The following is a 6,338-nucleotide window of genomic DNA, read 5'->3' as shown; positions in this document are numbered from 1 at the left end:
CACGGCACCGCGTTCACCGACGGACAGGTCATCGACACCATCACCCCACGCGACCAACGAGGCACCGCGGTGAAGACCAGCGACCCGGCCCGTCGGGCTGAGCCCGTCTGGGACCCGGCGGTGCATGGGAAGTCGTGGCGCGCGGTGTGGGCCTACTCGCGGAAGCGGGCCGTGCGCGACAACACGACCCTGACCCTGCAGGAGAACAAGGCCCGTGCCGTCGTGGCCGGGGAGAAGGCCGCCAGGACCCCACGGTTCGTCAAGACCCGCAACGGCGCCAACGAGCTCGACGAGACCTCACTGGCCAGAGCACGCGACCTCGTCGGGTTGAAGGGCTACGTCACCAACATCGAGGCCGGCCTGATGCCAGCGGGCGAGGTGATCGCGAGCNTCGAGCAGTCCTTCAGGATGTCGAAGACCGACCTGGCTGCGCGGCCGATGTTCCACCACACCCGTGAGGCGATCGAGGCCCACCTCACGATCGTGTTCGCTGCCCTCGCGATCGCCCGCCACCTGCACAACGCCACCGGCCTGAGCATCAAGAAGATCGTCCAGGCGCTGCGGCCACTCCAGCAGATCACCGTCCGCATCGCCGGCCACGAACACCTCGCCAAGGACCCGATCACGCCTGTCGCCCAGGCGATCATCGACGCCCTCGGGATCAGCGCTCAGTGACACACCCCGGTGGCACGAGTCAGGCGAAATCGTTCGTCACTCTGCCAGCGCGAGGGCATGGAATCGGTCGGTGTCCCGTCACCGCAACTCGGGCCGTTCCAGTTCAACCCTAACGTCGGCGACACGTGAAGGTCGTCCGCCACCCGGCGCGGTAGTCCTCGATCGCTTGTGCGGACCAATGTCGCTCGAGGAGAGTCCGCCAATCGACCTCCTCGCAGTCGAACCCGAAGTGATCAGCGATGAACTCGACCGCCGCCCGCGATGGGCGGCCGACGATCGTCTGACCACTGCGTGTTGCAGAGGTGGCGACCGCCATCGCCTCATCATCGGCTGGCTCCCGCAGCAGTTGAATCTCGAACGGGTTGCCGTGGACTAGCCGCGGATCAACGGACCCCAGCTCGGCTCGCACTCCCGGGATCACCTCGGTATCGACCACCACCGTTTCGGCGCCCGTGCGCTCGATCAGGTCGAACAGCTCGACGTGGCGGGCTGTGTGGTAAAAGAAACCGAGGCAGAGCACAACATCGAAACGTTCCGATCTATCGACCAAGTAGTCGAAGATGTCCGCCTCCACGAATCGGAACTCGTGGCGATCACGGCCGTAGTGCATGCACGACTCGTTGGCCGCCGAGACAAGCTCAGCACGTGGCTCGACCCCAGTGACGTGGGACGCGCCCGCCTCGAGCGCCGCGAACGACCACCGCCCGTCGTGACTTGCGATGTCTAACACCCTGCGCCCGGCGAGCTCGTGACGGTGGGTCGCGATGATCGCGTCGTACCGGGCGTGGAGACGATCGGAAGCCGGACTTGTCCGGCTCGTCGTAAGGAAGCGGTCGTGACGGGCGAAGAAGTCAGACACCGCTCGTACGCTAGCACCGGTCCTTCGGCCGAGGGCCCCGAGCACCAACCCAAGGGCCCAGCGGGCGTCCGCTCATGCCCATGGCCACCTCAACCAGACAGTGAGACCCTCCGTGCTGCGCCTGACTTTCGGCTGCGGCCACGCCGCGTCGCCAAGGGCAGCCCGAACATCCGTTCAGAGTCGCGAGTCGACCAGGCGCCCGACCGCTGCGAGGATCACGCCCGCCCGTCCGTAGTCGTCCTGCAGCCGCACGATGTCGTCCTCACCGGTGTAGCGCCCGCGCTGCACCTCGATGACCACGAGCGGGGTCGGGTGCTCGTTGATCAGCCGGTGGGCCGCCCCCAACGGGACGTCGACCGTCTCCCCCGGGCCGACGGAGCGCTTGACCCCGTCGAGCACGTACGTCGCCGTACCGCTCACGACCACCCAGTGCTCGGAACGGTAGGCGTGGGTCTGGTACGACAGCCGCTGCCGCGGCTTCACCACCAGCCGCTTGACCTTGTATCCCTCGCCCTCGTCGAGGATCTCCCAGGACCCCCACGGCCGCGCGTCGGACCTGCCCATGACTAACCCCCCAGTCGTCATTGCGTTCGGCTCAGGCTAGGGCGGTCCGAACGGCGTCCGCGGGCGGATCCGCGAACTTGCGCGTATCTGGAGGAAGGACCCCTCAGGTGTCAGCGGCGACGGGTGAGCGAGGCGAGCGCAGGCCGGACGTCGGCGAGGTAGACCAGCGCGGCGATCGTGAACGCGAGGCCGACCAGCCCGAGGGTGCCGCCCATGACGATCTGCACGACGAGCCCGAGGCCCAGGATGATCGTCCAGGCCGGCTTGGTGAGCTTGTTGGCCGCGTCGTAGGCAGCGGCGGAGTACATCAGGCTGTTGATGAACGCGAACAGCTTGACCACCAGGAGCGCGAGCTCGACCAGCAGCATGAGGTTCGCCTCGGCCTGGAACACGTGCAGCACGCGGTCAGCCTACGGGACCGCAGGTCGTCGGGCAGCGTGCGTGAGCATGGCTGCTGATGGCGCGTCGGCTGCGGTGATCTCGACAAGCTCGATCACCGGCGGACCCTGCCGATCACCGGGCATGCCCGGACACGACGAGGCCCCCGGGGGCTCGTCATGTCCACCCGGGGGCCTCGCGGTCCAGCTCGAACAGCGTGAGCTGCTCGTCAGTGCTTCAGTCGCCGACCTTCTTGGCGGCGTCGGTGGCCGCGTCCGCGGCGTTCGACACGGTCTTCTTGGCCGCAGTGACGGTGGCCTTCGCGCTGCTCTTGGGAGCGGTGGAGGTCTTCTTCGCGGTCGTGGAGGCCTTCTTGGCGGTCTTCTTGGCCGTGGTCTTCGTGGCCTTGGTCGCCTGGGTCTTGGTGGTCTTCGCCTTGGCCGAGGTGGTCTTGGCCGACGTCACGGTCTGCTTCGTCGACTGCTGGCGGCGGATCCGCTCGACCAGGGTCTCGCCGCGCTTGGCGAGGTCGACGTACGCCTCGTTGACGGTCTCGAGGTTCTCGTCGAGCAGGTGCTGCACGCGGGTCGGGAGCTCCTTGGCGTCGGCCTGCAGCTCCTCCACCCGGGCCTCGATCGCGGCGCGACGCGCCTTGGCGTCCTTGCTGAGCGCCTCGACGCGGGCGTTGACGAAGGTGACGGTCTGCTTGCGCAGGGCCTCAGGCTCGAAGTCGAGGTCCTTCACGCGGGCCTGGACGTCCTTCTGCACCTCGGCGAGGCGCTTCTGCATGTCCGTGACGTACTCGCGCACGAACTCGACGGCGAGGTCGGTGACGCCGACGCCGGCGTAGATCGGGCGGGTCGCCTCGGTCTTGATGTCGAACTTGGCCTTGGCCATGTCCTGCTCCTTCGGTTGGGGGTGGCCGGCGCGGCGCCGGTCCATGAGTTCGTTCAGCTCGCGGGAGCGTCGGTGTCGTCGCTCGCGCCGTTGAGCGCGAGGAACGACTGGTAGACGTCCAGCAGCGTCTGCTTCTGCCGTTCGGTGAGCAGGCCGTCAGCGAGGATCGCCAGCTCCACGGACCCGGCTGCGCCGGCGTGGGGATCGACGATGCCGGCCCGGATGTAGAGCTGCTCTGCGGAGATCCGCAGCGCCTTCGCGATCTGCTGGAGGACCTCGGCGGAGGGCCGGCGCAGGCCACGCTCGATCTGGCTCAGGTAGGGGTTGGACACCCCTGCCTGTGCGGCCAGCTGCCGCACCGAGAGCTCGGCGGCGACGCGCTGCTCCTTGAGGTACTCCCCGAGGCCCTCGACGGTGCGGCCGACCTTGCTGCGTGCCATGCCTCCAATAGTGCTTGCTGTTGCTAGCACTATCAAGGTGCGACACGGTGACATAGTCCACAATCGCCTGTCCGTACAGGCCGCACGCGTTCGATCACAGTGCTTCCACCAGCAAGCGCCACTGCCCGGACGATGTTCGGCGCGGCACCCTATGATGCGCAATAGCTGAGTGTGTGACCGCTCTCCCGAGGACGAACGGACCCATGACGATCTATCGGCTCGCCTGCTCGACCCGGGACTACGCCTGGGGGTCGACCAGCCTGATCCCGCGGTTCCTCGGTGAGCCGGGCGACGGACGCCCGCACGCGGAGCTGTGGGTCGGCGCCCATCCGGGCCAGCCATCACGGCTCCCGGACGGCCGCCCGCTCGGCGAGTTGATCGCCACCGACGCCGACCGCGCCCTCGGGACGCGGACGCACACGCGGTTCGGCCCGCGGCTCCCGTTCCTGATGAAGGCGCTGGCCGCGGCCGAGCCGCTGTCATTGCAGGTCCACCCGACCAGCGAGCGGGCGCGCATCGGCTACGCCGAGGAGGAGGCGGCCGGTGTCCCGGTCGACGCCCCCGAGCGCAGTTACCGCGACCCGTTCCACAAGCCGGAGCTGATCTTGGCGGTGACCAGGTTCGAGGGGATGGCCGGGTTCCGCGACGTCGACAAGACCGGGGCCATCCTGCGGCTGCTCGGGACCCCGTGGGCCGAGGAGACCGCGCGCCGGCTCACCGCCGAGCCGGCGTACCAGGCGCTGCACCACGTCGTCACCGACATCCTGGCGATGGATCCGGGTGCGCTGGCCTTGGCCCTGGCCGACATCGGGGCCGCCGCGCAGGGCGCCGAGGACCGCAGCCACCAGGCCCACCGGCCGTCGACGCGGGTGAGCGTCGACCGCAGCGCGGTCGAGCGGGAGGCGATCCGGGTCTTCGCCCAGACCAACGCGCTCGCCGAGCGCTACCCCGAGGACCCCGGCGTCCTGGTCACCCTGGTGCTCAACCACGTGGTGCTCGCGCCGGGCGAGGCGATGTTCCTCGGCGCCGGGGTGGTGCACGCCTACACGTCGGGCTTCGGCATCGAGATCATGGCCTCCTCCGACAACGTGGTGCGCGCCGGCCTCACCCCCAAGCACGTCGACGTCCAGGAGCTGCTGCGCATCGCCAGCTTCACGCCCATCCCGCCACCCCTGTGGGCGCCGACCGAGGTGCGTGCGGGCGTGCAGTGCTTCGACCCGCCGGTGGACGAGTTCGCGCTTCTGGTGGGCGACGCCCCGCTCGACGGCCTCGCGCCGGACGGTCCGCGGATCGTGCTCGCCCTCGAGGGCCCGGTCACGGTGTCGGCCGGCGGCAGCGAGCAGCGGCTCGACCGGGGGTCGGCGGTGTTCGTGCCGCACGACGCCGGGCCGCTGCGGGTCGACGGCACCGGCCGCGTCGCGATCGGCGTCGTACCTGACTGATTCAGAGAGCGGGGAACGGCCTGGGCGTGTCGATCCAGTGCCGTCCCTCGTTGGCGACCGCCTCGACGTCGGCGTCGACCATCAGCCTCACCAGCTCCTCGGTGGTGGTCCGCGCCTTCCACCCGAGCCGCTCCTCGGCCTTCGAGGGGTCCCCGACGAGGGCCGCGGTCTCGGTGGGCCGCACGTACCTCTCGTCGCGGCGCACGTGCTTCTCCCAGTCGAGGCCGGCGTGCTCGAACGCCGCGACCACGAAGTCGCGGACGCTGTAGGTCGTGCCGGTCGCGAGCACGTAGTCGTCGGGCTCGTCGGCCTGCAGCATCCGCCACATGCCCTCGACGTACTCCGGGGCGTAGCCCCAGTCGCGGGTCGGGTCCAGGTTGCCGAGGTAGAGGAAGTCCTCGAGCCCGGCCTGGATGCGGGCGACCGCGCGCGTCACCTTGCGGGTCAGGAACGTCTCGCCGCGCCGCGGGGACTCGTGGTTGAACAAGATGCCGCTGACCGCGAACATGTCGTAGCCCTCGCGGTAGGTCACCGTCGACCAGTAGGCGTGCAGCTTGGCCGCGCCGTACGGCGACCCCGGCCGGAACGGCGACCGCTCGTCCTGCGGGCCGGTGGCGGCGCCGTACATCGCGGAGCTCGACGCCTGGTAGAAGCGGCAGTCGATGCCGACGGTCCGGATCGCCTCCAGCAGCGTGATCGGCCCAACGCCCGTGGTGATCGCCGTGTGCTCGGGCTCCTCGAAGCTGGCCCCGACGTGGGACTGGCCGGCCAGGTTGTAGACCTCGTCGGGCTGGATCCGGTGCAGCAGCCGGATCAGGTTCGCCCCGTCGGAGAGGTCCGCGTAGTGCAGGAACAGCCGGGTGTCCGGGTCGTGCGGGTCCTGGTAGAGGTGCTCGATCCGAGAGCTGTTGAACGTCGAGGATCGCCGCCGCAGCCCGTGCACGACGTAGCCCTTCGCCAGCAACAGCTCGGCGAGATACGACCCGTCCTGCCCGGTGATGCCGGTGATCAATGCCGTCTTCGCTCCCACGCCCCGATCGTTCCACACGGGCGCACACGGTGGTTGAGGTGCGAGCGAAGCGA

Annotated in this window: 7 protein-coding genes and 2 pseudogenes; 3 read left to right on the top strand and 6 right to left on the bottom strand. The window is 69.3% G+C overall.

Annotation, left to right across the window (positions count from 1 at the left end):
* Positions 1-390, top strand: a pseudogene (locus QQZ14_RS12550) (IS1634 family transposase); the annotation flags it as partial.
* Between the two features lies 1 nt (position 391).
* Positions 392-675, top strand: a pseudogene (locus tag QQZ14_RS12545) (IS1634 family transposase); the annotation flags it as partial.
* A gap of 109 nt (positions 676-784) precedes the next feature.
* Here QQZ14_RS12545 and QQZ14_RS12540 read toward each other — a convergent pair.
* From QQZ14_RS12540 to QQZ14_RS12520, 5 genes are all read right to left on the bottom strand, one after another.
* Positions 785-1,534 (bottom strand): class I SAM-dependent methyltransferase, encoded by a 750-nt coding sequence (locus tag QQZ14_RS12540; protein ID WP_284534659.1) that lies wholly within the window; start codon positions 1,532-1,534, stop codon positions 785-787.
* Positions 1,535-1,708: 174 nt separating this feature from the next.
* Positions 1,709-2,098 carry a phosphomannose isomerase type II C-terminal cupin domain gene (locus tag QQZ14_RS12535; RefSeq protein WP_284534658.1) on the bottom strand — a complete coding sequence of 130 codons (390 nt, stop codon included), beginning with the start codon at positions 2,096-2,098 and terminating at the stop codon, positions 1,709-1,711.
* Positions 2,099-2,208: 110 nt separating this feature from the next.
* The gene (locus QQZ14_RS12530; protein ID WP_284534657.1) at positions 2,209-2,499 is read right to left on the bottom strand and encodes a DUF2516 family protein; all 291 of its coding nucleotides are present in this window, start codon (positions 2,497-2,499) and stop codon (positions 2,209-2,211) included.
* Between the two features lie 214 nt (positions 2,500-2,713).
* Complete coding sequence (locus tag QQZ14_RS12525; protein ID WP_284534656.1) at positions 2,714-3,373, bottom strand: hypothetical protein; 660 nt, start codon at positions 3,371-3,373, stop codon at positions 2,714-2,716.
* 53 nt (positions 3,374-3,426) lie between these two features.
* A complete protein-coding gene (locus QQZ14_RS12520; RefSeq protein WP_284534655.1) occupies positions 3,427-3,813 on the bottom strand; it encodes a helix-turn-helix domain-containing protein in 387 nt (128 codons plus the stop codon).
* Positions 3,814-4,016: 203 nt separating this feature from the next.
* Here QQZ14_RS12520 and manA point away from each other — a divergent pair, with 203 nt between their 5' ends.
* Positions 4,017-5,255, top strand: coding sequence for a mannose-6-phosphate isomerase, class I (gene manA / locus QQZ14_RS12515; protein ID WP_284534654.1), 1,239 nt, complete (start codon positions 4,017-4,019; stop codon positions 5,253-5,255).
* 1 nt (position 5,256) lies between these two features.
* On the opposite strand, the gene gmd is transcribed toward manA, so the two are convergent.
* The gene (gene gmd / locus QQZ14_RS12510) at positions 5,257-6,285 is read right to left on the bottom strand and encodes a GDP-mannose 4,6-dehydratase (protein WP_284534653.1); all 1,029 of its coding nucleotides are present in this window, start codon (positions 6,283-6,285) and stop codon (positions 5,257-5,259) included.
* Positions 6,286-6,338 lie beyond the last annotated feature (53 nt).

Origin of the sequence: Nocardioides sp. T2.26MG-1 (genome assembly GCF_950101795.1) — a bacterium.
GTDB lineage: Bacteria > Actinomycetota > Actinomycetes > Propionibacteriales > Nocardioidaceae > Nocardioides.
The sequence above is the reverse complement of the archived record's forward strand: the minus strand, read 5'-3'. Positions and strand labels throughout refer to the sequence as shown.